12 protein-coding genes are annotated in these 25,021 nt (G+C 38.4%); 4 read left to right on the top strand and 8 right to left on the bottom strand.

The features are described 5' to 3' along the window. Positions 1-12: 12 nt before the first annotated feature. The 8 genes from phnD to ACSQ6I_RS18315 form a co-directional block, all read right to left on the bottom strand. Positions 13-1,050, bottom strand: coding sequence for a phosphonate ABC transporter substrate-binding protein (gene phnD, locus ACSQ6I_RS18280; RefSeq protein WP_438891714.1), 1,038 nt, complete (start codon positions 1,048-1,050; stop codon positions 13-15). Positions 1,051-1,148: 98 nt separating this feature from the next. Beyond that, entirely contained in the window at positions 1,149-1,946 is a 798-nt protein-coding gene (gene phnC, locus ACSQ6I_RS18285; protein WP_438891715.1) for a phosphonate ABC transporter ATP-binding protein, read from the bottom strand. A 1,386-nt stretch (positions 1,947-3,332) separates the two neighbouring features. Then, positions 3,333-4,601, bottom strand: coding sequence for a glycosyltransferase (locus tag ACSQ6I_RS18290; RefSeq protein ID WP_438891716.1), 1,269 nt, complete (start codon positions 4,599-4,601; stop codon positions 3,333-3,335). A gap of 242 nt (positions 4,602-4,843) precedes the next feature. Next, complete coding sequence (locus ACSQ6I_RS18295; RefSeq protein WP_438891717.1) at positions 4,844-6,103, bottom strand: glycosyltransferase; 1,260 nt, start codon at positions 6,101-6,103, stop codon at positions 4,844-4,846. A 116-nt stretch (positions 6,104-6,219) separates the two neighbouring features. Further along, the gene (locus tag ACSQ6I_RS18300) at positions 6,220-6,687 is read right to left on the bottom strand and encodes a DUF2141 domain-containing protein (RefSeq protein WP_438891718.1); all 468 of its coding nucleotides are present in this window, start codon (positions 6,685-6,687) and stop codon (positions 6,220-6,222) included. A gap of 443 nt (positions 6,688-7,130) precedes the next feature. Further along, entirely contained in the window at positions 7,131-8,135 is a 1,005-nt protein-coding gene (locus ACSQ6I_RS18305) for an NAD-dependent epimerase/dehydratase family protein (RefSeq protein ID WP_438891719.1), read from the bottom strand. Positions 8,136-8,193: 58 nt separating this feature from the next. After that, entirely contained in the window at positions 8,194-9,372 is a 1,179-nt protein-coding gene (gene devC, locus ACSQ6I_RS18310; RefSeq protein ID WP_438891720.1) for an ABC transporter permease DevC, read from the bottom strand. Between the two features lie 95 nt (positions 9,373-9,467). After that, positions 9,468-10,676, bottom strand: a complete 1,209-nt coding sequence (locus ACSQ6I_RS18315) for an ABC exporter membrane fusion protein (protein ID WP_438891721.1) — start codon at positions 10,674-10,676, stop codon at positions 9,468-9,470. 2,009 nt (positions 10,677-12,685) lie between these two features. Between ACSQ6I_RS18315 and ACSQ6I_RS18320 the strand changes: the two genes are divergently transcribed. From ACSQ6I_RS18320 to ACSQ6I_RS18335, 4 genes are all read left to right on the top strand, one after another. Next, entirely contained in the window at positions 12,686-18,103 is a 5,418-nt protein-coding gene (locus tag ACSQ6I_RS18320) for a beta-ketoacyl synthase N-terminal-like domain-containing protein (RefSeq protein WP_438891722.1), read from the top strand. 122 nt (positions 18,104-18,225) lie between these two features. Next, positions 18,226-19,956: an SDR family NAD(P)-dependent oxidoreductase gene (locus ACSQ6I_RS18325; RefSeq protein ID WP_438891723.1), complete on the top strand. Its 1,731-nt coding sequence runs from the start codon at positions 18,226-18,228 to the stop codon at positions 19,954-19,956. A 357-nt stretch (positions 19,957-20,313) separates the two neighbouring features. After that, complete coding sequence (locus tag ACSQ6I_RS18330; RefSeq protein WP_438891724.1) at positions 20,314-21,675, top strand: polyketide synthase; 1,362 nt, start codon at positions 20,314-20,316, stop codon at positions 21,673-21,675. After that, the gene (locus tag ACSQ6I_RS18335) at positions 21,672-25,013 is read left to right on the top strand and encodes a PfaB family protein (protein WP_438891725.1); all 3,342 of its coding nucleotides are present in this window, start codon (positions 21,672-21,674) and stop codon (positions 25,011-25,013) included. The genes ACSQ6I_RS18330 and ACSQ6I_RS18335 overlap by 4 nt, the downstream gene beginning before the upstream one ends. Positions 25,014-25,021: the final 8 nt, after the last annotated feature.

Here is a 25,021-nt window from a genome sequence, read left to right on the forward strand (position 1 = left end):
CAAATGATTAAATTACTTGGATTGAATTTCTTTGAGTTGTTTATTTAATTCATCTATTTTTGTTTTTTTCTCTTCCGCACTAAGATTATCTTGAGATGTGGTTTCTTGAATTTGCTTAGAAATTTCAAGTTCTCTAATTGGATTCCACATTTTATCTTCAGCGGGATCAAAACCAGAAACTTGAAAGGGATCTAAAACTTTTTCATCTTTGTAGTTATAGAAGAAATTTTGCAACTTCTTTTTAATATCTTCTGGTAAATCTCGACGATATACCAGAGGATCACTAGGAATTATGGGTGATTTCCAGATAATTTCCAGTTTTTCTCTAGCTTGAGGATTGTTGAGTACTAGTTTTTCTAAAGCTTCATCACTAATTGTAGCTACATCTATTTGTTGATTAGCAACAGCTAGAGCGCAAGCTTCATGATTACCCGCAAAAATCAGCCGTTTGAATGCTTTTTTAGGATCTATATTATTTTTAGTAAAGATGTAATAACTAGGTACTAAAAATCCAGATGTAGAACTAGGATCGTTAAATGCAAAGGTGAGTTTACTTGCATTTTTGATGACGTATTTATCCCCACCTTCAGCTTTAGCAGCATTCAGAATAGGATTATTTTTGTTAGTAATTAGATGAGAATAATAACCTTTTGTTCCATCTTTAGCAACAACTTGAGCAAACACTTCAGCATTAGCATTTTTTGTAGCTTCAATGTAGGACTTACCACCTAACCAAGCTGCTTGAACTTTACCAAAGCGCATTGCTTCTACAACTGCTGCATATTGGGTGACAAAGAAGGGTTTAATGGGAATGCCTATTTCTTTAGACATTGCAGCAATCATTGGTTCCCAAAGCGGCTTTTGGTTAGCTTGAGATTCTGTAGAAAGAATGCCAAAGTTAATCTCTTTAATTTCGGCTTTGCTAGTTGATGAAGTGCTGCTTGCATTTTCTGAATTAGTATCAGTAGCAGTACAAGCTGAAAGGATCTTAGCACTTACTAAAGTTAAGGTAAACAAAGAAGTTTGTTGAATAAATAACCGTCTGTCCATTTTTTCCTCCGTCTTTTGTAGTTAATTGTGTGTTGATAATACTCTAAACTTCAATATTTTTGTAATTATAATTTCTGGTAATGCAGACTTTATATGTATTACGCTAAAAGTTCTCCATGCCCTTTCATGACAAGTTCTTCTGTTGCTGCACCATAAATTTCATTGAGCTTGTTGTCATTTATTTCTGAGATTGCACCATCAAACATTACTTCTCCATCTCTTAAAGCAATGACACGATGGAAGTAATTGCGAACAATTTGGATTTGGTGTAATGAAGCTACGATGGTGATGCCATTTTGTTGATTGAGTTCAACCAACAACTCCATGACTTTACGTGCAGATTCAGGATCTAGGGATGCTATGGGTTCATCTGCGAGGATGATTTTTGCTCCTTGCATCAGACAACGTGCGATCGCAACTCGTTGTTGTTGTCCACCGGATAACATCGAAGCTCGCTTATAAGCTTGTTCTAAAATTCCTACTCTTTCTAATGCAGATAATGCTCGAATTTTTTCGGCTTTTGTAAATAAATGTAATGCTGAACGTGCCAGAGATAACTTCGCTAAGTTACCAACAAGAACATTTTCAATCACTGTCAATCGGTTTACAAGATTGAACTGTTGAAAAATGCAGCCTATTTGACTCCGCAAAGCCCGAATTTGGGAATGTAATTTTCCGTCTGCTTGTAGAATGCTGCCAAAAATTGAAACTGATCCTTTATCTGCATTCTGCAAACCATTGAGATGCCGCAATAAGGTAGATTTACCAGAACCCGATGCACCTAAAAGTGCCACCATTTCTCCTGCATGAATTGTACAAGATAGCTGATTCAGTGCTGATTTACCTTTGAAGCTTTTTGATAGTTGAGTAACTTCAATTGTCGCTATAGTGGTCATTTTCTGACATTTAAATACACCTGTGCATAAAACTGTAATCCCACTTGGTTAAGAAATAACTAAGATGAGAATAAAACGGTTGTTCACCCTACGATATAGCGTTTCCTCATCACATGAGGTACATCATAGCCCCCTCATCGCTTGCGGTGAACCAGCGCTGTAGGCGGGTTTCCCACCGTAGGCGACTGGTGAATCCGAAGGAGGAGGGGGTTGGGGGTGGGGTTCTTGTATCTCACTCAACCGAGAAACGCTATAATTTGCGCCTCACTAAGTTACAATCTGCGTATTTCGATGATCTAATATTGATCTACTATACAATGCGTAGGTGATAGTAGTATACACTTCGTTTTGTAAAGGGGAGCATCCCAATTTTGCAAAAACAGCGCAAATTGTCATTTTGATAGGGAAACCTCTCCAAGGGATACGCTTCACACCCTACTCTACGCAAGCTACAGCATGACAGTAAACTTACACGTTTGGGATGCCACCTCTTAGTGTCACAGGGTTTTCAGGATATTTTCTGATCAACAAGACTTAGGGAACACCAGAAAATAAATTATCCAATCTTGTGGGATGGGCATACTAAGTACCTGGACAGAATTAATTACACAATGTCATTGCGAATGGAACGAAGTGGAATGACGCAATCGCAGGGGCTGGGATTGCTTCGCTTCGCTCGCAATGACTGTAAATATTTTTGTCCAATTACTTATGGCTAACGCCACGCTACGCTATCGACAAGCTCAGTACAAGTCCTGCCCGTCCGTGAAATCCTTAAATCTGTTAAATTCAGTGATAAAAAAAAGTCCGCTTCTGCGGACTTTGGACATTGGATAAGGTTAAGTTGTCACCAAGAGAGCCTACAAGATGTTAGACTTGTTTGTATTTTTGCTGACCTAATCAAAAAAATCAAGTCTATAAATGTAATTTTCAGGACATAATAAAAGGAGTTTTGTCTGGCTAAATTACTGATTTAAATTTTCCCCAACATATTTATTTACTGCTTGGGGGGGATTAATAAAAATATAAATTTTATATGGTGACTGAAAAGAGGCAAATGCAAATAAATATTATCATGGATTTTTGCTTATTTATCTGTAATGCCTAATTTAATTAGTCTAAAGATTAGACATAATGCAGGAGATTTTGTCCATATTAGTTGAAAATAAAAGACCCCATAAATCAATATTTATGAGGTCTAAAGATTTTAGGCACAGTTGAGGATATTACCAATCATTTTATCAATTAGAGCAGGTCATTCCTCCATTGATAAAACTCTGGCAGAGGTTGCTAATATCTCAAACTTGGAACCTAAAAGCCCACAGGTCAATTATTTCCACACTCTATCAGAGATAATTAAAGTTATGTAGCCAAATTGGCTATTTTTTATTTGGAAGTCCCTAACTCAACTTTTGTGGGTATTTCCACTAGCTGATAGAGCCTATCTTCAAACTTTTGGGTACATACTGACCAATCAAATTCCAATATAGAAGGACGAGCTTGGTGAGATAATTGTGCTTTGAGTTCAGGATTTTCGAGAATAGTAATAATCTTTTCCGCAAAATCTTTGGGGTTATTTGGTTGAGCGAGAAAGCCATTATGACCGGGTATTACTTGTTCTGCCGTTGAGGGAGCGATCGCAGCAACTAAAGGAGTTCCTGAAGCTAAAGCTTCATTATTTGTAGTACAGAAGTTTTCGGTAACTGAAGGGTTAATAAATACATCTGCTCTAGCAAACCATCCTAAAAGTTCTGTGCCGTGAGACTCACCCCAAATAGTCACACCAGATGGATAATTTTGAGCGCGACGACGAATTTCTTGATCTAAAGGACCACTACCAATAATGACCATATGAACATCAGGAATTTTAGCTGCAATCAATGGATATGCATCTAAAAGTTGAGTAACATTTTTTTCTGCGGTAATACGTCCGACAAAAAGAATAGTCGGTCGCTTATCTTCAGGAATTGGATCATAACAAATGTTACGAGGGTGAAATTTTTCACAATTAATCCCTTGATAGGGAAGGTATTCAGCAGTTTGACATTTTAGTTTTTGGTATTTAGATAATTGTTCTCTTGAAGGAAATAAATTGAGGTTATAAGACTGACTAAATTGCTTAACTAAAAGTGGAATAATGGGATTGACTAACTTGAAGAATACATCTCCTAGGTAATATCGGATATAGGCAACAATATCCGTATGAAAAACTGAAATAATAGGAGTTTTAGTTTTTTTGGCGTATTTAACTCCCACAGGACGGCCGTAACCTTGTAAGTAAAATGAGTATAATCCTCTCATTTGCGCCGCTTCTTCAACTATGATGATGTCCGGCTGGAATCGTTCTAGTAACTTAGTATCGTTCCAATGCCGATAGTTTAATGGTTGGGGTAGAGATTTGTATAAAATTAGTGGTTTTGTAGGAAAGGCAAATGATGAGAAATTAGGGAAAGTTTCTAGTTCTTCTAGTCCCGGCATGGGACGATTACCAACTTGTTTCGGATACAGATTATTGATTTCTGGGTGAATGAGAAAAACTTCATGTCCTTGTTCCAGTAACCAACGCACTCGTTGATGTACTGCAACTGAAACTCCTGTTAAAAATGGAGCGAATAATCCTGTAAATAATGCTATGCGGAGAGGTTTGTTTTTCATGGTTAAAGTAAATATTTCATGAAAATGATATAGTTAGAAATGAGGCAATAAATACAGCAGAATTCAGACCTTGATAATTTGCGGGCAAGATGCCCACACCACAAGAAACTTTAAGAAACTTTTGAGTATTTTTTTAATTGGAAGTCCCTAAGTTCAAGCCAGCCTCATTTATCTGCAATCTGCTGTATTTGATGAAAATGCTGGTGTTGGGATTTTTATGTCAACTAAATACCAACATGAAATTACAGAGAAAGTTTGCCATCAATTGGTTGATCTAACCATTGATAAGGATGATATTCAACTAGGCGAATATTCCAGGGGCCTTGGACTCGATAGGTAAGACCACGCCAGGTAACTGTTGACATCCAGAGAGAAGATATCATTGCTAATCCATAAACCCATTGTGTCAAAGGAATGGCAATTAACATTTTCATGATTGTAGCCAGTGACACTTGAGCAATTGTTTGACCTTGAGAGCGAATTACTTCCTGTACTCCTAGTTCCATGACCAACATGAGCAAGAGTAATCCGATGGTATAGACGCTATAAGACTTCAATAAGAAAGCTGCATCTTTCCATTCTGCTGCTAACAAAAATCCTAGACTTAAGATGATAACTAGAGTAGGAAATAGAATACTAGAAACAGCATCACTGACTAAAGCTAACCAATTGGGATGATAAAGTCGTGAACAAAGTATTAAGCGTTTGAGAGATGCAAATAAATTCGGCAAATCGCATTCTTCTCGATTAACCATTAATAGAGAAGGCACAAACTTGATTTGCAATTTGTGTTTTTTGATGACTTTATGCATGAGCATATCGTCACCGAAAGCTTCTCCCCACTTTTCAAGTAGTTCTGTTTTGTGCAGGAGTTCTGTTTTGATTGCTAAACTCCCACCCCAAGGAACTTGAAATAGGAACATTTGCACGACAGTGGAGACGTTGCCGGCATAGCGCACTAAAGAACCCCAATAACTACCTGTGGGTAAGTACCAACGGTTTCCTGTGGTTAGTCCAACTTTGTTATCGGTGAGGGGACTAACTAATTCTCGCAACCAATTGGGGTGAACTATGGTATCTGCGTCTACTAAAGCAACTACTTTGTAAGAGTCATCTAAGTCAGAGACGGCTTGGACTAAAGAACTACATTTGAGACTACAATTGTGGCGGACTGTTCTCAAAGTGCTAATTTGGACATTAGTTGCAGCAGATTCTGCGATCGCTTCTTTGGCAATTTTAAACGCTGGATCTTCTGGACTGTCAACGATCAGCTTTAAATCATACTGCGGGTAGTTTTGCTGTAAGAGCGATCGCACACAATTAGGTAAAAATGGATCTGCACCTCGTAAACACAGAATTACTGCCGTTTTGGGTAACTGCTCATCTGATAATAAGGGTTGTTTGTATGAGCGCAGATACCATAAGAATACTAGCGTTAAACCTACCTGAATAACCAGCCAACCCATCAAAGAGTTAGACAAAAATGTCATCAAATCTTGCATGAATCTATCGTCTCCGGGAGGATGAGGGATTGGAGATGGGGAGATGAAGAGGTGGGGAGGTAAGGAGAATTTTGATCTTTACTTCTATCTCCTCCCTATTTCCTGTCCCTTGTTTTCTAGGGATCAAGAGAATATTTAATATTGATATTGATAGTTGTATTTTTGGTCATTTTAAAACTAGCATCGCGGAATTTTGGTGTACCAGTTTGGATAGAAACAGTGGGATTTTTGGAAACACCAAAACCTTCTTGCGGAATCCCAAAAAAATCTTTATTAAGTTTGCGGTCGCCATTTTGATCATCAACTACAGCAACAGCATAAGTCCCAGGTTTTACACCAGAAAATACCTTCGTTACAGATTTTCCAGTGATCTTAGTACAGCCACTTTGGACTTCACTAGAATTATTTGTAGGAAATCCTTTTTCAGAAGCATAAATTCTCAAGCAAACCTCACCCGTTTTGTGACGTATATTATTCACTACTACAGTCAGTTTCATGTTTGGTTCTGCATGAACTGTTTTAGCACAACTGAGAGTTAATAGAGTTGCAAACAATAGATAAGAAAGGCGCGTTAGCTTCAACATAAGCCGATAGTTATATCCAGGTAAGATTGATATACTTAAGTACTTGAATAAAAGCTACATAGAGAAATCCCACATCAACTCTTAATCATAAAATTCCATCTACATTTCGATAACTATCCTGAGGAGGTATTATTTCTCAAGCATAATTATGTATAGGAATTAGAAGATATTTGAAAAGTGATGGCTGATGTATTAAAAATTTTAGATCCTCCTAAATCCTCCCCTTCGGCAAGCTCAGGGCATCGCTTATAAAGGAGGACTTTAAGAAGGTTATTACCCCCTTTTTTTTAGGTGGATTAGAGAGATATCAATATAACCATATATTTTTCAAACATCACGATTACGCATTGATGGAAAACACCAAATATGAGGAATGGGTTTTAGTCTCTTGTCGGGTGTGTTAGATGTAAAAAATGTAGATGCATTATCTGATAAACAAAAAACTATTTCATCAATTTTTGAAGATCAGTTTTTTGCAACCACTCATGTGTACGTCGCATTCCCTCTTCTAGATCAACTTTGGGTTTATAGTTTAAGATATTTTCAGCTTTAGCAATAGAATAAGCATGGGGACGACTCATGAAATCAACAGACTCAGGAAGAATATCGGCTTTTTTACGAAACAGCTTTTGTCCTTGGTGACGCACACGAAGAAACAACTTCATTTCTTCTTTAGGAAGAGACATCGGTGCAGGTAAATTTTCCATTGCTGCTAAGTGAATAAAATACTCTTTCCAGGAAGTTTTTTCTCCATCTGTGATATTAAAAATTTCGCCATAGCTTTCTTTTTCCATAGCTAAGAAAATGGCATCAATCAAATTATCTATATATAGATGATTCATGACTCCCTTACCATCATTTGCATAAGCAAATAATTTTTGTCGCATCATCAAAACTGGTCGTACTATCCAAGGAATACTTCCTGGCCCATAAACATCTCCAGGACGGATAATAATAACACCAAAATCTGATGGTGAATTTAATTTTAATAGTTCTGTCTCTGCTTCAATTTTTGTCTGACAATAAGGATTATTATCTCCAGATAGTAACCCTGATTCTGTAACATTATCGGCATAGTCAAAGCCATAAACTAAAACACTAGAAAGATGTACAAATGTTTTGACCCCAAATTGCTTTGCAGCTTTAGCTATGTTGAGAGTCCCACCAACATTTATGTCACGAAAATTCTTCAGTTCTCCAGCTTCTTCAGCAAGTTGAGTTGTATGTAAAACAATATCTACTCCTTGACAAGCCTGTTGAGCAACTTTTGCATCAGTGATACTACCAACAATGATTTCAACTCCCAAATTTTGGAGATTTTTATTCTGCACTGAAGAACTTTGTAAGCCTCGTACTTTCATCCCTTGAGCAATTGCTAACTCGGCTGCACGTAAGCCGATAAATTCATCAATGCCGGTGATTAGAAGAGTTTTGCTGTGAAGATTCATAGTACGATATTGATAGGTAAATATGTTGACTTAAATTACTGAATTTATGCTAGATTGACTAGAAAATATCAGCCGGATCTGCGGAGCGAAGTTTATTAATAGCTAATGCTCCAGAAGTTATACAAATTAAAACCGTAGAGGTTAAGACTATTAAGGCATTATTAGGAGTCATAATGATGGGTAACTTAGTCGATTTCATCGCAAAATCATATAGCATCAAGGAAACAATAAATCCTGGTATATAAGATAATATTGCCAAGATTAACGCCTGTTGAAAAACTACATTTAATAAATAACTATTGGCATAACCAATAGCTTTTAAGGTTGCGTAGGCAATAAATTGAGTGGCTATATTACTATATAGAATTTGATAAACTATCACTACACCAACCACAGAAGCCATTGTTAACATGAGGTTAAGAATGAAACCAATAGGAGTTCTTACAGACCAATATTTTTTTTCAAAGTCAATAAAGCTTTGACGAGTGAAAATCTGCACATCACTAGGTAAACTTGCTTTCAAATTTGCTAAAATCTTATTTGTATCAACGCCAGATTTGAGTTTAATAATACCTACATCTATCTTTTCTACAGGACGACTATTGGGATTTATCCTCAAAAAAGTTGAGTCACTCACAATTAAATTGCCATCTACACCAAAGGAAGGCCCTAAACTGAATAAACCACCTACTCGAACTCGATAACCTCTTGCGGCATCAAAGGGAAAGATTTCAATTGTTTGTTCCGTGTCACCGCGCTGAAATTTTTCTGCTATTGGCCCAAATTCTGGTCGAGAATCTCTGTCAAATAGCATGACATCAGGAATTTTCAGTTTATCTAAATTCTGCTCAAGTTCAGGGATATTCATGACTGGTTTTCCCGGATCAAAACCAATTACATATATTGAATATTTTTCACCAGTTGCAGGATTTTTTAATTTGGCAAATTGTAAATACATTGGACTCACAGACTCTACACCATCAAATCCTAATGTTTGATGTAACCGAATCCGAGAAAAGCTTTGATTTGAGGTCAGAGATTTATATTGAGAACTGACTAAAAATAAATCACCTTTGAGGTTTTGATGTAATGCTGTAGCGCTAGAATAGAGTGCATCTTGAAACCCTAGTTGAATAAACATCAGCAGCACAATAAAAGCAATCCCGGCTACAGCTACGACAAAACGTACTTTTTGCTGGACTAACTGTAGCCATGCTAAAGGAATTTTGATATTCATATATTTGTCTTTAGTTGTTAATCATTAGTAAGTGGTATTTGGGTTATTTATCTACCCATATCTCCATCTTTCTTTATTCCATCTATTACTAATGACTAGATTTGAATAGCAACGTCTACTTGCAAGTTGGTGAAACGAGATACCTTTTCAATATCAGCAGGGTTATCAATTGATATTTTGACTTCAATGATTCTGCGGTCTGTATCTGAATAGGGGTTAATGCTAAAGATGCTTTGTTTGTCAACTTGCCAACCAACTTCCTTCACTGTTCCCTGTATTTTTTCAGGAAAAGCTGTGCTAGTGATCATAGCTTTTTGACCAAGCCGTACTTTTTGAATATCGGTTTGATAAACTTCAGCAATCACATTCATTTCTGATATTTTACCAAGTTCAGCAAAACCAGATGTAGCGATTACTTCACCATTTTTGGCATGAATTTTCAAGACTCTGGCATCTATGGGGGATTTAATGTAAGTTAAATCGTGGTCTGCTTTAGCTTGTTGAATAGCAGTGTTAGCACTTTTGACTTCACTTTCTGCTAACTGAACATCTACACTACGTACTTCTTTAATGCTGTTGAGTCTAGCGTTTGCTTCCTTAATTTGATCTTTCAGGGTGTCTTGAGTACGTATAAGAGAGGCTTTGGCTTCTGTTAACTGTTGTTGTGTTATTTTGAGTTGTAAAGCCTTAGTATCAGCTATGGAAGCAGAAACTGCACCGTCTTGATATAATTGTTGATAGCGATCGCTCTCAGTTTGAGCATTATCTACTTCAGCTTGGATGCGGTTAATTGCTGCTACTTGAGCCGCAATATCACCTTTTAATTGTGAATCTAAACGAGTAATGGTGGCTTTTTGAGCATTAATATCACCTGGTTTAGCGCCAGCTTTTACCTGTGTTAGTTTAGACTTAGCAATTAGTAGTCTGTCAAAAGCTTGTTTGATAGCAGTTTTAGAACGAGCATAGTCATCTAAATAAGCTAATATTTGTCCCTGTTTAACTTCGTCTCCTTCAGCTATCAACAGTTTTTCTACACGCACACCGTTGATAGAATTAGGAGCAGATAAATAAGTAATTTTACCTTTTGGTTGCAATCTTCCCAAAGCAGTGACAGCAACTTTGCCAGGAGTTGTTTGAGGAGAATCAACTGAGGAAGAATGCATTTGAGAATTAGGTTGCATCTTCAATTGAGAAAAACTGTAAAAAGATGCTAAACCAGCAGCTAATGTAATGGACGCAGCCAAAATTATTTTCCATTTCATAGCAGTTTTTTTCAATAATTGGCTTTCTTTGTTTTCTGCCATATTTTTATTCCAAGTATTTTCTGCTCAGGGATAGTTGTGATACCTATATCAATTCAATGTCAGATAATTTTAGACTTCGTCGTGAGCGCTCAGTCGAACGATTTTGGATTGATTGCACGGATAAATCTAGGTGTCTGTATCATCAAGGAGTCATTGATCATAGACTGCTCCGCAGATTACCTAAAAAACTTATCCTGAATATTTTTAGTGTCCGCAAGTGGATAAGCCTAATTAGTTTTGTAGTAAGTATTCAGGATAGAGAATACTCCAAGTCAGGAGAATAAAGGCTTTTTAGTCAAATTTGATGATTTTGATAAAATCTCACTGCTCTCTATTCTTCATTTCATAAGCATTCTGACTTCTGACTCCTGAATTCTTAGGTTATGAATTGTTGTTAGACTGAGTAGCTGCCAAAGATAACATGAACAGCAGCTAAATCAACAGTAATATTACTTCCAAGTATCCTTAGTTTTATCCTTAATGGGAATTTTATAAAGTAGCGTAAAATACCTTAGCGCTAACTTAAAATTTCAATTTCTAGATGTAATGAAGCTCTGTTGTAATAATCTAGAAAAATCGGGATAAACTTATATTTAATTTTGCCCAAAAATTTTGATTTTGTCAACTAAATAAATCGAAATACCTTGACATATGAATAGAAATCATATTTGTACTCAAAAACTCAACGAAAACTATCTATTGCTGATGGGGTATTACATTAAAAGCTCATAAATCAACTATTAAATCTGTATTTTTCTTAGCAAATAATGCTTGATAATGCTTAAATATAGAGATTTCCTCACAAGTTACATCATTGGTGTTGAAGTCATCACATCCGCTAAATTAATATTTGCTTTATAAATAACTACTTTGAGTATTAAACTGAGTTATCTTATAAATTCATCAAAAACTTAACCCAAATTATGATGTTTCTCTGAAAAAAAGATATTTATGTTCAAACGCATCGAATGTGTATTTAATGATTTGTGATTTCCTAGACAATCTATCTATAAAGCTTTATTTTTCAATGAAAAACCGCTAGAACACACGGAATCGCCAAAACTCAAACTGCACAAAACCTAGTCAAAGATTATACGATTATATGGATTAGTCTTTAAAAATCGAGTAAATTAACAAAATATTTTTTCCTAAACTTACTTTAAATGAACTATTCAATTTCTATAAGCTGTGCTAGTCTTTGTATTAATTCAATGTTTAAAAGCTCCAAGGCATTAGTCAATTAATGGAAAGTAAAAAGGAAAAAATACTAAAACAGAGCTACATGATGATGACAAGAAAAACATTTAAGTATTTTTTCAGGTTGCATAGTTTGAGATTAAATATGGTGTTCTTTCTGTAACGAACTTGGCAGCTTTTATTGGTTGAATCGCATACAATATATTATCCTGGACGGTGAAACTGGCTATGGTATTTATCAAGACAGATAACGTTGTGATTAACACTAGTTACGTTTCTGTAGTGAAGCTAGATCATCCAAACGGTGAGAAAAATACACATTTCTATTTTCAACCCTACTCCTCACTTTCTTTTATGCCAATGGCGTAAAATCACTCAAAATCCTTACCATGATGATTGGATACGATTCACTAATTTAGTACCTAAAACAAGTCCAGAATTTTTTACCAGCTTCCACAATATCAAGAGTTGTTTGTGTAGCGTTTTGTAAGTCCTGTAGATAGACTCATCCTTTGTGATATGCCACAGGCTTTAAGCATAGCGTCTCTGACAAAAGAAGAAAAGGGAAGACAACTTTGTATAGTATTTTTACAGCATTACAGTGTTTCCAAATCGCCTCAAAAACCCAAAATACCAATTATTTAGATTTTCAGTTAAGGCAGTATTTACTGTGTGGTGTTGATTGGGAACAACCTTCGTTATTACGCAGATAGGATAGCTAACTGCTGATAAAAAGATGTGGCTTCATCACTTCTAGGCAACAGAATTTACTGTAACTAAACAATTCACAGTACTCAAAATTAGTCTATGCCATGATATCTGCTTCTTCAATTAATACTGCCTTGTCGGAGTTAGAGAGCCTTATTAACAGTTGTGAAAAGGATTTGATTAGGTTTATAGAGGAAAAACAAATGAAATCAGAAACGTCAATATCTACTAACAAAATTAACAGACAACTGCAACAAAATCCGATTGCGATTGTCGGTATGGCATCTTTATTACCAAAAGCCAGAAACTTACGGGAATACTGGCGCAATATTGTTAATAAAACTGACTGTATTACTGATGTTCCTGATACACATTGGAGCGTCAAAGATTACTACGATCCTAACCCCAGAACACCAGAAGATAAAACTTATTGTAAACGCGGTGGATTTATCCCCGAAGTTGATTTTAATCCGATGGAATTTGGTATCCCTCCCAGCATTTTAGAGGTTACTGATGTATCACAACTATTAAGTTTAGTAGTTGCGAAAGAAGCAATGGAAGATGCTGGTTATAGTGAATCTCGTGAATTTAACCGCGAGAATGTGGGGGTAATTTTAGGTGTAGCGCAAGCCAAGCAATTAGGTATACCTCTATCTGCAAGGTTAGAATATCCGATTTGGGAAAAAGTTCTCAAAAGTAGTGGTTTATCTGACGAAGATACTAAAGTAATCGTCGATAAAATCAAAACTGCTTATGTGAAATGGGATGAGAATGCTTTCCCTGGAATGTTAGCAAATGTGGTTGCTGGCAGAATTGCTAATCGGCTCAACTTTGGTGGTACAAACTGCGTAGTTGATGCTGCTTGCGCTAGTTCCTTCGGTGCTTTGAAGATGGCAATTAGTGAGCTAATTGAATATCGTAGCGATATGATGCTGACTGGTGGTGTTGATACTGATAACACCATCATGGCTTATATTTCTTTTAGCAAAACTCCTGCTGTTACTCCTAGCGAAAATGTCAAACCTTTCGATGCTAAATCTGACGGCATGATGTTAGGTGAAGGTATCGGCATGATTGTGTTAAAACGTCTCGAAGATGCAGAACGAGATGGTGATAAAATCTATGCAGTTATTAAAGGTATTGGCACTTCTAGCGATGGACGTTATAAGAGTATTTATGCTCCTCGCAAAGAAGGACAAGTTAAAGCTTTAGAACGTGCTTACAATGATGCTGGTTTTTCTCCTGCTACTGTGGGTTTGATGGAAGCACATGGGACAGGAACAATGGCTGGAGATCCTACAGAATTTGGGTCTTTGCGAGATTTCTTTACTCAATATGATGACAAAAAACAGCATATTGCTTTGGGTAGTGTAAAATCACAAATTGGACATACAAAAGCTGCCGCAGGTGCAGCAAGTTTGATTAAAACTGCCTTGGCTTTACATCATAAGATTTTGCCACCAACTATCAATATTACTGAGCCAAATCCTAAACTAGATATTCAAAATTCTTCGTTTTACTTAAACACTGAAACTAGACCTTGGATCAAGGCAGAAGGGGAAGCACCAAGACGTGCTGGAGTGAGTTCCTTTGGTTTTGGTGGAACTAATTATCACGTTGTTTTGGAAGAATACGAAGCGGAACAAAAACAAGCTTATCGTTTACATAATGCGGCGAGTGAAGTGTTGTTATTTGGTTCTAATCCAGCAGAATTGATTACTAAGTTAGAAGCAACTTTAAATAATTTGCAATCTAACGAAGGAGAAAGACATTACTCGCAATTAATCCAAGAATCTCAAGCTCTAACTATTCCCCAAAATGCAGCGAGAATTGGGTTTGTCGCTGAGAGTCTGCAAGAAGCTTGTAAGTTGCTAAAAGTTAGTATTGATTTACTAAAAAATAAGCCGTCAGCAGTTTCTTGGGAACATCCTCAAGGTATTTATTACCGGGCTGCGGGGATGGAATTAGGCGGAAAAGTTGTGGCTTTATTCTCTGGCCAAGGTTCTCAATACCTAGAAATGGGTAGAGAAGCGGTGATGAATTTCCCGGCTTTGCGTCGTCTGTATGGACAAATGGACGGGTTGTTAATTAAGGATAATTTGCAACCAATTTCGCAAATAGTTTTCCCCAATCCAACTTTTGAAGAAGAAGAAAAAACTGCTCAAATTGCAGCTTTGCAAAGAACTGAATATGCTCAACCTGCAATTGGGGTTTTTAGTGCCGGGTTATATTCCATCTTCCAAGAAGCTGGGTTTAAATCAGATTTTGCTGCCGGACATAGTTTTGGTGAATTGACGGCTTTGTGGGCGGCGGGAGTGCTGACTGAAGAGGATTATTTGTTCTTGGTTAAGTCTAGAGGTCAAGCGATGGCTGCACCGAAAGACCCAGACCATGATGCAGGTAGTATGTTAGCGGTGAAGGAAGATATTACTAAGGTGGAAGCGGTGCTGAGGCATTTTCCCCAAGTTGCGATCGCTAACTTTAATTCTCCCACGCAAGTTGTCCTCGCGGGACCAACGGCGGAAATTAAGAAAATTCAGCAAAAGTTCCAAGAATTGGGCTATGGTGCGGTGTTGTTGCCAGTTTCCGCTGCTTTCCATACACCTTTGATTGCATTTGCTCAAAAATCATTTGCGATCGCTACCAAGTCAGTCGATTTCCAAAATCCCAAAGTTCCTGTTTTCAGCAACGTCACCGGCAAACAATATCCCCAAGAACCATCAGGAATCCAAAGAGTTCTGGAAGGACATCTTTCGAGTTCAGTGATGTTTAAACAAGAGATTGAAAATATCTACGCTGCTGGTGGTTATTGCTTTGTAGAATTTGGACCAAAACGGATTCTCACCAACTTAGTCAAAGATATCTTAGGCGATCGCCCTCATCTTACCGTATCTCTGAATCCGAGTACTCAAAAGAATAGCGATCGCTCCCTCAGAGAAGCCGCAATCCAACTGCGCGTCATTGGTATGGCTTTGAGCAATCTTGACCCCTACCAACTACCCCCAATCATCCCCCCAACTCCCACCAAAAAGACCTTAAGCGTCAAATTAAACGGTATTAACTACGTTTCCGAAAAAACCAGAAACGCCTTCACCGAAGCCCTACAGGATGGTTTCAAAATCAAAGGAGTTCAGGAACACAGGAGTTCAGAAGTTCAGGAGTCAAAAGATTTAGAAGTTCAACACTCCTCACTCCCCACTCCTACTAACAGTCATAACGGAAATGGAAACGGTAACGGACACAAAAAAACACCTGTAATTAGTACCCCCCAACAGCCCCAGATGATTCCTGCGCCCCGTTCAAATCAAGCAATTCAAGAATTATTACCTACTACAGCACGTTATGCAGTTGCACAGCGTCCAGGAGGGAAAATGGAAACACCAGATAAAAATATGAACTTCCAACAGGTTCTGGAAAGTCTAGAAAACCTCCTGAACCAGTTTCAACACAACCAAAGTGATAACTTACAAATTCACGGAACTTACCTAAGTCATCAAATGGAATACGCCAAAACGTTTTTCCAACTGATGCAACAACAAAACGCCCTATTTACAAATAATCAAACTTCAGAAACCGCCCAACTTAAACAAGTTGTGATGGAAACCTTCGAGCGCAGCATGATGCAGTTTCACAACCAACAAGGTGAAACCCTCCGCATTCATGAACAATATCTACAAGAACAAGTAGAATACACCAAAAACTTTTTCCAACTCATACAACAAGAATACTCACTACTAATTGCTGGTACAGACACAACACAACCTGTAATTCCTCCCCAACTCACAGAGACACACACCAACAGTCTGCGGGAGTTGATGTCCCCAGAACCAACTATTACAGAAACAGTTGTTCCTCCCACCGTCAAAATAGTAGAAACTCAGCCAGTAGTTGAACCAGTAGTTGAAAAAGCTGCACCTGTAATCGCAGCCATTTCCACCCCTCAAATTGCAGAACCTACCCCAGTTATTGAAACTCAACCTGAGCCAGTAGCACCTGTAGCATTAATTCCCGAACCAGCAACCACCAACCTGAATATTGAAGACATAGGTAAAAACCTCCTAGCCATCACCAGCGAAAAAACAGGCTATCCCATCGAAATGCTCGAACTCGACATGGACATGGAAGCCGACTTAGGGATTGATTCCATCAAACGGGTAGAAATCTTAGGAGGGTTGCAAGAGTTATACCCCAACTTACCCAAACCAAACTTAGAAGAACTATCTGAAAAACGCACCATTGGTCAAGTCGTCGAGTATCTGCAAAAACAGGTGACAGGTGACAGGTTACAGGTGACAGAAGAAATACAGGTGACAGGTGACAGGTTACAGGTGACAGAGAAGAAAGTAGAGGAAACAAGGGAAGAATTACCTCTTCCCAGTCCCCAATCTCCAGTGGTCACTGAGCTACGCCGAAGTGTCCCCAGTAACGAATACGCCGACTTAGGACAAACCCTGTTAAACATCACCAGCGAAAAAACAGGCTACCCAGTCGAAATGCTCGAACTCGACATGGACATGGAAGCCGACTTAGGGATTGATTCCATCAAACGGGTAGAAATCTTGGGTGCAATGCAAGAAACATACCCCGACTTACCCAAACCAAACATAGAAGAACTAGGCGACCTACGAACAATTGGACAAATTGTAGACTACCTCCAAAAGCTGGCGGGAGGTGAAAAAAAAAACCCTGATTTTAACCCGGTAGGGGCGGTGTCTCCCCGCCCTCTAGAATCTCCCTGTCCTCTTACCCTCCCAGAAATGGTAGTGGATTTAACTCCACCGCCAATAGTAGACCCAAATCTTCCCCGTCGTCCCGCCAAACTCAAAAGCCTACCACGACCTGATTTTTGGGAATGCAAATTACCAGAGGGACACATCGCCTTAATCACCGATGATGGTTCCCTCACTACCACCAAACTAGCTCACGCCCTCATAGAACAAAGTTGGAAAGTAGTAGTTCTGAGTTTCCCACAAACATTAGTTGCATCGCAATTGCCATTACCAGTAGGCGTTACCCGCCTTACCTTGGCGAACATGAGTGAAGAACATCTGCAACTACTACTACAAAGCATCACCGCCAAACATGGAAAAATTGGTGCATTCATACATCTTCATCCTCAATTTCCAGGCGAAAACACAGGTAAAATCTCCTATCTAGAAGCCGAGAAAGCGATCGTTAAACAAGTCTTCTTGATAGCCAAACATCTCAAACCAACCTTGAATGCAGCCGCTGATTTAGAAGGAAGAGTTAGCTTCTGCACAGTAGCCCATCTCGACGGAGCATTTGGTTTAGAACACAAAGAAAACTTTGGCATTATCGGCGCTGGATTATTTGGATTAACCAAAAGTTTGAGATGGGAATGGCCAAAAGTTTTCTTCAGAGCAATAGACTTAAGCCCAACCTTAGATCCTCACCAATCAGCAGAATATATAGTTGCCGAACTGCATGATTCCAACAGATATATAGGTGAAGTTGGCTATGGTTCTCAAGGAAGAGTCACCCTCGTAGCTAAACCTGAATAACTTGTAGGGTGGGCATTGCCCACCTCACAAAAACTCTTCTCTTCCTCTTTGCGTCTCTGCGCCTCTGCGTGAGACATTCATAAACTTATTCATCAAAATAGAATCAATTATAAAGTTGAAATATGACAGCAACACTTCAAATTAGCCCATCATCTGTCTTCGTCGTCAGTGGTGGAGCCAAGGGAATTACTGCACAATGCACCATTAAATTAGCACAAAACCAACCTTGTAAATTTATTCTGCTTGGTCGCTCTGAAATCACCACAGAACCAGAATATGCTCGTGATTGTTTAGACGATTCTGCCTTGAAAAAACGCATCATGGAAAATCTGATTTCTCAAGGCGAGAAACCAACACCCATGATGGTACAAAAGATATTTAATGAAATTAATTCTAGCCGAGAAATCAAAAAGACCTTAGAGGCAATTGCAGCAGCAGGTGCAAAGGCAGAATATATCAGCGTTGATGTCACTGATACAGTAGCTTTGCAAGAAAAACTCAATAGTGTATCTCAAAAACTTGGAAAAATTACAGGCATTATTCACGGTGCTGGTAATTTAGCTGATAAATTAATTGAAAAGAAAACACAAGAAGACTTTGAAAAGGTTTACAACGCCAAAGTTAAAGGATTACAAAATTTACTCTCTTGTGTTAATCTTCAGCAATTACAGCATTTAGTGTTATTTTCTTCTGTGACTGGTTTTTATGGCAATATCGGTCAAAGTGATTATGCCATTGCTAACGAAATTCTCAACAAATCAGCCCATCAAATCAAGCAAAATTATCCTCAATGTCATGTAGTCGCAATTAATTGGGGTGGTTGGGATAGTGGTATGGTGACACCACAATTAAAAAAAGCATTTGCCGAAAGAGGAATTAGCATTATTCCTCTAGAAGTTGGTACACAAATGTTAGTTAATGAACTGTATCCTGCTTATCAAGATAATACACAAATTGTCATTGGTAGCACCATGATTCCCCCGGCGATGCCTTTAGGCTCCGAACTCCGCAGCTACCGCATTCGACGACGGATGACATTAGCAGAAAATCCATTTTTGTATGATCATACAATTGCAGGTTCACCAGTATTACCAGCTACCTGCGCTAAATCATGGATGGTTAATGGTTGTGAAGAAATTTATCCGGGTTATACATATTTCAGTTGCCAAGACTTCAAAGTTTTGAAAGGCATTACTTTTAACTCAACTCTGGCTAATGAACATATTCTAGAAATAAAAGAAGTAGCTAAAAGCGAGGGTGACTTTGTTGAATTTCAAACCAAAATATTGAGTAAAACTCCTGAAGGAAGAACTCTCTATCATTTCAGTTCTCTGATCAAACTGGTAAAAAATATGCCAGAAGCACCCATTTATGAATCAATGGATCTCAGAGAAGATAATATCGTCACTACCACTGGCAAAGGATTTTATCAAAATGGCGATTTGTCCTTATTTCATGGCCCAGCTTTTCAAGAAATAACCAGAATTTTAAACATTAGCTCAGAAAAGCTGACAGCCGAATGTTGTTGGCAAGAAATTTCGGCTAAACAACAAGGACAATTTCCCGTTAAATGGCACAATCCTTATATCATTGATTTGAGTACCCAAACCCTATGGTTATGGTTAAATCATGTGCATCAAGAAGTTTGTTTACCAGGACAATTAACTTACTGTGAACAATATTTATCTGTGCCATTCAACATCCCATTTTATGTTTCCTGTGAAGTCAAAGCTAAAACAGATACTGGTGCAACTGTCAATTTTATTATCCATGATCGTGAAGGAAAAATATATTCACGCATCTTAGGAGCAAAAGCAGTCATTTGGCCAATGAAAATGTTAAATAAGAAGTAATAGTAGGTTGGGTTAAGCGACGGCGCAACCCAACAAATTCACCAAAATCAAAATATTGGGTTTCCTTACATCAATCTAACCTACATTGTTAAATTGGAAGTAATAGTAGGTTGGGTTAAGCGACAGCACAACTCAACAAATTCACTAAAATCAAAATGTTGGGTTTCCTTACATCAATCTAACCTACATTGTTAAATTGGAAGTAATAGTAGGTTGGGTTAAACGACAGCACAACTCAACAAATTCACTAAAATTAAAATGTTGGGTTTCCTTGCGTCAACCCAACCTACACTACCGCGATTGGGGGAATAGCGTAAATCCTGAACAACGTCTTATGCCCCAACGAGGATTTCAAGAGTGGAAAAAATAGCTATTATCGGGTTATCTTGCCTCTTTCCCGATGCTAAAAATCCTGAAGAATTTTGGCAGAATCTCACTGAAGAGAAAGATGCTATCTCATCTTTAAGTGTAGCGGATTTGGGAATAGATCCTGCTATATTCTACGATTCTGACAAAGGTAAACCGGAAAAATTCTACTTTCTTAAAGGTGGATTTATCCGTGACTTTAAGTTTGATGCTAGTGAGTACAATTTACCTGGGGTATTTGTAGAAAGCTTAGACAATACCTTTAAATGGTCATTGTATGCTGCCAAACAAGCCATTATCCAAAGTGGTTATTGGGGAAATAAAACTGCACTCTCAAAATGTGGCGTAATTTTAGGAACTCTGGCTTTACCAACCAAAGCTTCTAATCAATTATTTGCTCCTCTTTATCAGCAAACAATTGAACCTGCAATTGGTGAACTTTTACAGGAAAAAGACTTCCGTTTAGGAGGTGCATTAACTGCTGCTAAAGCATCTCCATATAATGCTATGGTGAGCGGCTTACCTGCTGCTATAATTTCCCGTGCATTTTCTCTTTCTGGAACTCATTGCTGTATAGATGCTGCCTGTTCATCGGCATTTTATGCCATTAAATTAGCATCCCATTATCTACAATCTGGTAAAGCTGATTTGATGTTAGCTGGTGCTATTAGTTGTTCAGATCCGTTGTTTTTAAGAATGTTGTTTTCAGGTATTCAAGGATATCCCGAAAATGGCATTAGTCGTCCTCTAGATAAGGCATCACGCGGGTTAATTACCTCCGAAGGAATTGGGATGGTAATGCTGAAAAGATACAGTGATGCTGTTCGAGATGGCGATCGCATTTTAGCAACAATCTGCGGTAATGGTCTATCTAATGATGGTAAAGGTAAGCACCTCCTCAGCCCTAATGCTCAAGGACAAACTCTCGCGTACAAAAGAGCATACGCTGAGGCTAACCTTAACCCCCAAACTATTGATTATTTAGAGTGTCACGCGACCGGCACTCTGTTGGGAGATACCACAGAATGCAACTCAGTTGAAGGCTTTTTTGGTCAACACCAAGCAACGCCTTTGGTGGGTTCGGCTAAAACTAACGTTGGTCATTTACTCGTTGCTGCTGGCATGGTGGGGATAACAAAGACGATTTTAAGTATGTCACACGGTGTTATCCCTGCGACTATAGATATCAGTGAACCTATGGGTTCTGAGCATAATGTTATTTCGCCTCAAAACATTGTCAGAACTGCCACACCTTGGCCGAGTAAAGGAACTAAGCGCGTAGCTTTAAGCGCATTTGGATTTGGTGGAACCAACTCTCATTTAATTTTGGAACAGGGGGAAGTCAGCAAATGAGTATTCAAAAAGATATGACTGCAAAAATGGCTATCGTCGGTATGGATGCCTTTTTTGGTGAATGTGGCGATTTAGATGCTTTCGAGAGCAGCATTTACGACGGAAAACAGCATTTTATTCCCCTCCCCGAAAAAAGATGGCATGGCATTAATGAGCAGGAAAAATTACTGCAAAAGTATGGTTTAGAAGCCGGGAAAGCACCACAGGGCGCGTATATTAGCGATTTTGAAGTTGATACCTTAGCTTACAAAATTCCCCCCAACGAAGTTGAAAAAATCAACCCGCAACAACTTTTATTATTGAAAGTGTGCGATCGCGCCCTCAAAGATGCCAAAATATCCCCAGGTGCTAATGTCGCAGTAATTATCGCTGCCGATACAGAATTATCTGTACACCAATTACAACAACGTTGGAATTCCTCTTGGCAGCTTAAAGACGGCTTAAATAGCTTAGAAATTGCCTTACCACCAGAAAAAATCGCCGAACTAGAAACCATAGTTAAAGATAGTATTCACCCGCAAGTTGATCTTGGTGAAATTATCAGTTATGTTGCCAACATTATGGCCAGTCGCATTTCTTCCCTGTGGAATTTCTCTGGACCCTCCTTCACTATTAGTGCTGTAGAAACTGCAACTTTTAAAGCCTTAGAATTAGCAGAAATGCTACTAGCTACCCACGAAGTTGATGCTGTAGTTGTGGGTGGAATTGACTTAGCTGGTGGTGTCGAAAACGTCTTACTCCGCAGTCAATTAGGAAAACTAAATACAGGAATCAATACCTTAAGTTTTGACGAGAAAGCCGACGGTTGGAATGTAGGAGAAGGTGCAGGTGCAGTTGTTATCAAACGACATGATACAGCATTGCAGAACAATCAACGCATCTATGCAGTAATTAATGGTATTAGCATTGGTCAATCCCCCTCAATGGCGATAGATAGTGGCACCATTACTCAAGTATGCAAACAAGCCTTTCAACAAGCAGGTATTCAACCCACAGAAGTCAACTATTTAGAAGTCTGCGGTAGTGGAATTCCTGCAGAAGACGAAGCCGAAATTAAAGGTATCCTCCAAGCTTATCCCGCAGTGGGAGATGGTTTACACTGTGCTATTGGTAGCGTCAAAGCCAATATTGGTCATACTTTTGTCGCTTCCGGAATAGCTAGTTTAATTAAAACCGCACTGAGTCTCTACCACAGATATATTCCCGGAACTCCCAATTGGTCTGGTGTCAAAACACCTCAAGTATGGGAAGGTAGTCCCTTCTACGTCGCTACCGAGTCCAGACCTTGGTTCTCACAAAAAGAGGTCAAATGCAGAATTTCCGCCATTAATAGTATCGGCTGTGACGGTTCTTTTGCCCATGTGATCTTATCCGAAGAAACCCAACAAACAGAACGCAGCAGTAGATATTTAGAATCAAGACCTTTTCATCTCTTACCCATTGCAGCTAATGACCAGTCTAGCTTATTTGCAGCACTGGATAATTTGCAACAGACAATTGAAAATGCTGATTCCCTCAAAGATGTTGCTAGTCAAACATTTGTCAAATTTCAACAGCATTCCGAAGCCAAATATACACTTTCTCTCACCGGACGCAACCAAAAAGAATTACTCAAAGAAATTAACTCAGCTAAAAAAGGTGTAGCTAATGCCTTTGAAAATGGTAAAGATTGGCAAACTCCTATAGGTAGTTATTTTACACCTAAACCACTAGGAAAAGATGGAGAAATTGCCTATATTTATCCCGCTGCTGTCAATTCTTATCTCGGTATTGGTCGCACCTTATTCCGTCTATTTCCTAAAGCCTTCGATGATGTAATTGTCAAAAGTCTTTACGAACGTGCTGCGGATGTTGAAAAGCTAGTATTTCCCAGAAGCTTGAGTAAATTGTCAACTCGACAACTGGAAACTCTAGAAAAAAAATTGTTTGATGATTCTCTGGCCATGTTTGAAGCCGAAGTGCTATTTACCAGACTCATCTCCACAATTATCACCGATGATTTTCAAATCAAACCTAAATATATCTTTGGATATAGCTTAGGTGAAACTAGCATGATGGTTGCTCAAGGAGTATGGAGCAATTTTTATGAAGTTAGTAATACTTTTAATTCATCAGCTTTGTTTGGAGACAGATTATCTGGCCCAAAAAATGCTGTGCGTGAGCATTGGGGACTACCAAAATATTCCGCAACTTCAGACAATAATTTCTGGAGCAATTACGTTCTCATGGCCACTCCAGCACAAGTCAGAGAGTGTTTAAAAAATGAAACTCGCGTTTACTTAACACAGATTAATACATCAGAAGAAGTATTAATCGCCGGTGAACCAGCAGCTTGCGAACGAGTCATTAAAACACTTGGTTGTAACGCCTTTCCTGCTCCTTTTGATCATGTGATTCATTGTCAAGCAATGGCCTCAGAGTCCCAAGAACTGGAAAAACTCTACACTTTACCAGCACAAACTATCCCCGGTATTACTTTTTATTCCGCTGCTGAGTATCAACCAACCACACTGGATAGCCAAGAAATTGCTCACAACATTGCCAAAGGATTATGTCAGCAACTCGACTTTCCTCGCTTAGTTAATCGCGTCTACGCTGACGGAGCAAAAATATTTATTGAAGCAGGTGCTGGTGGTATTTGCTCTCGCTGGATAGATAAAAATCTCAGCAATCAAGAACACATCACCGTATCCCTAAACCGACGTGGAATAGATGACCATAGTTCACTAGTTAAAGCACTAGCAAAATTGCTTAGTCATGGCGTACATTTGGATTTATCTCCACTTTATAACCTATCCTCAGCCACTGCAAAACAAAATAAATCTACTCTGAGAAAAATTACCTTAGGTGGTAATTCCATAACTGCTGCAATTTTGAATAAAGATAACCGTAAGCTTTTTCAAAAAGCTAGTCAAATCAAGCAACAGCAGAAAATTTCCAATTATCCAGAGTATAAAATCATCAATTCCCTACAACCTCCAGGAAAAATTGCCCCTAGTGATATTTACTCTCAACCAGAAAAAATCACCATGAAAACTATCATGGATAACGGTTTAAAACCTAGAGAACAATTACAATCTTCAGAGTTAACTAGCAGTCAAAAGCCAAATATCCCATCAACCTTAACCCCATCTCTAATCACTCAAGAAACTAGTAACACAATTAGTATGAATGATTTAAAACTTTCTCAGTATCAAAAACTGAGTGCCAATAATTCAAAATTAACACAAGCACACACTAGCTTCTTACACGCCAGGCAAGACTTCAGTCAACAAATGAGCGAAATCATCCAACTACAATTAGCTTGCGCTCAAACCTTACTCAGCGAAGATAAATAATAAAATAT

It is taken from the genome of Anabaena sp. WFMT, assembly GCF_051781005.1.
In the GTDB taxonomy this organism is placed as follows: Bacteria; Cyanobacteriota; Cyanobacteriia; order Cyanobacteriales; family Nostocaceae; genus Anabaena.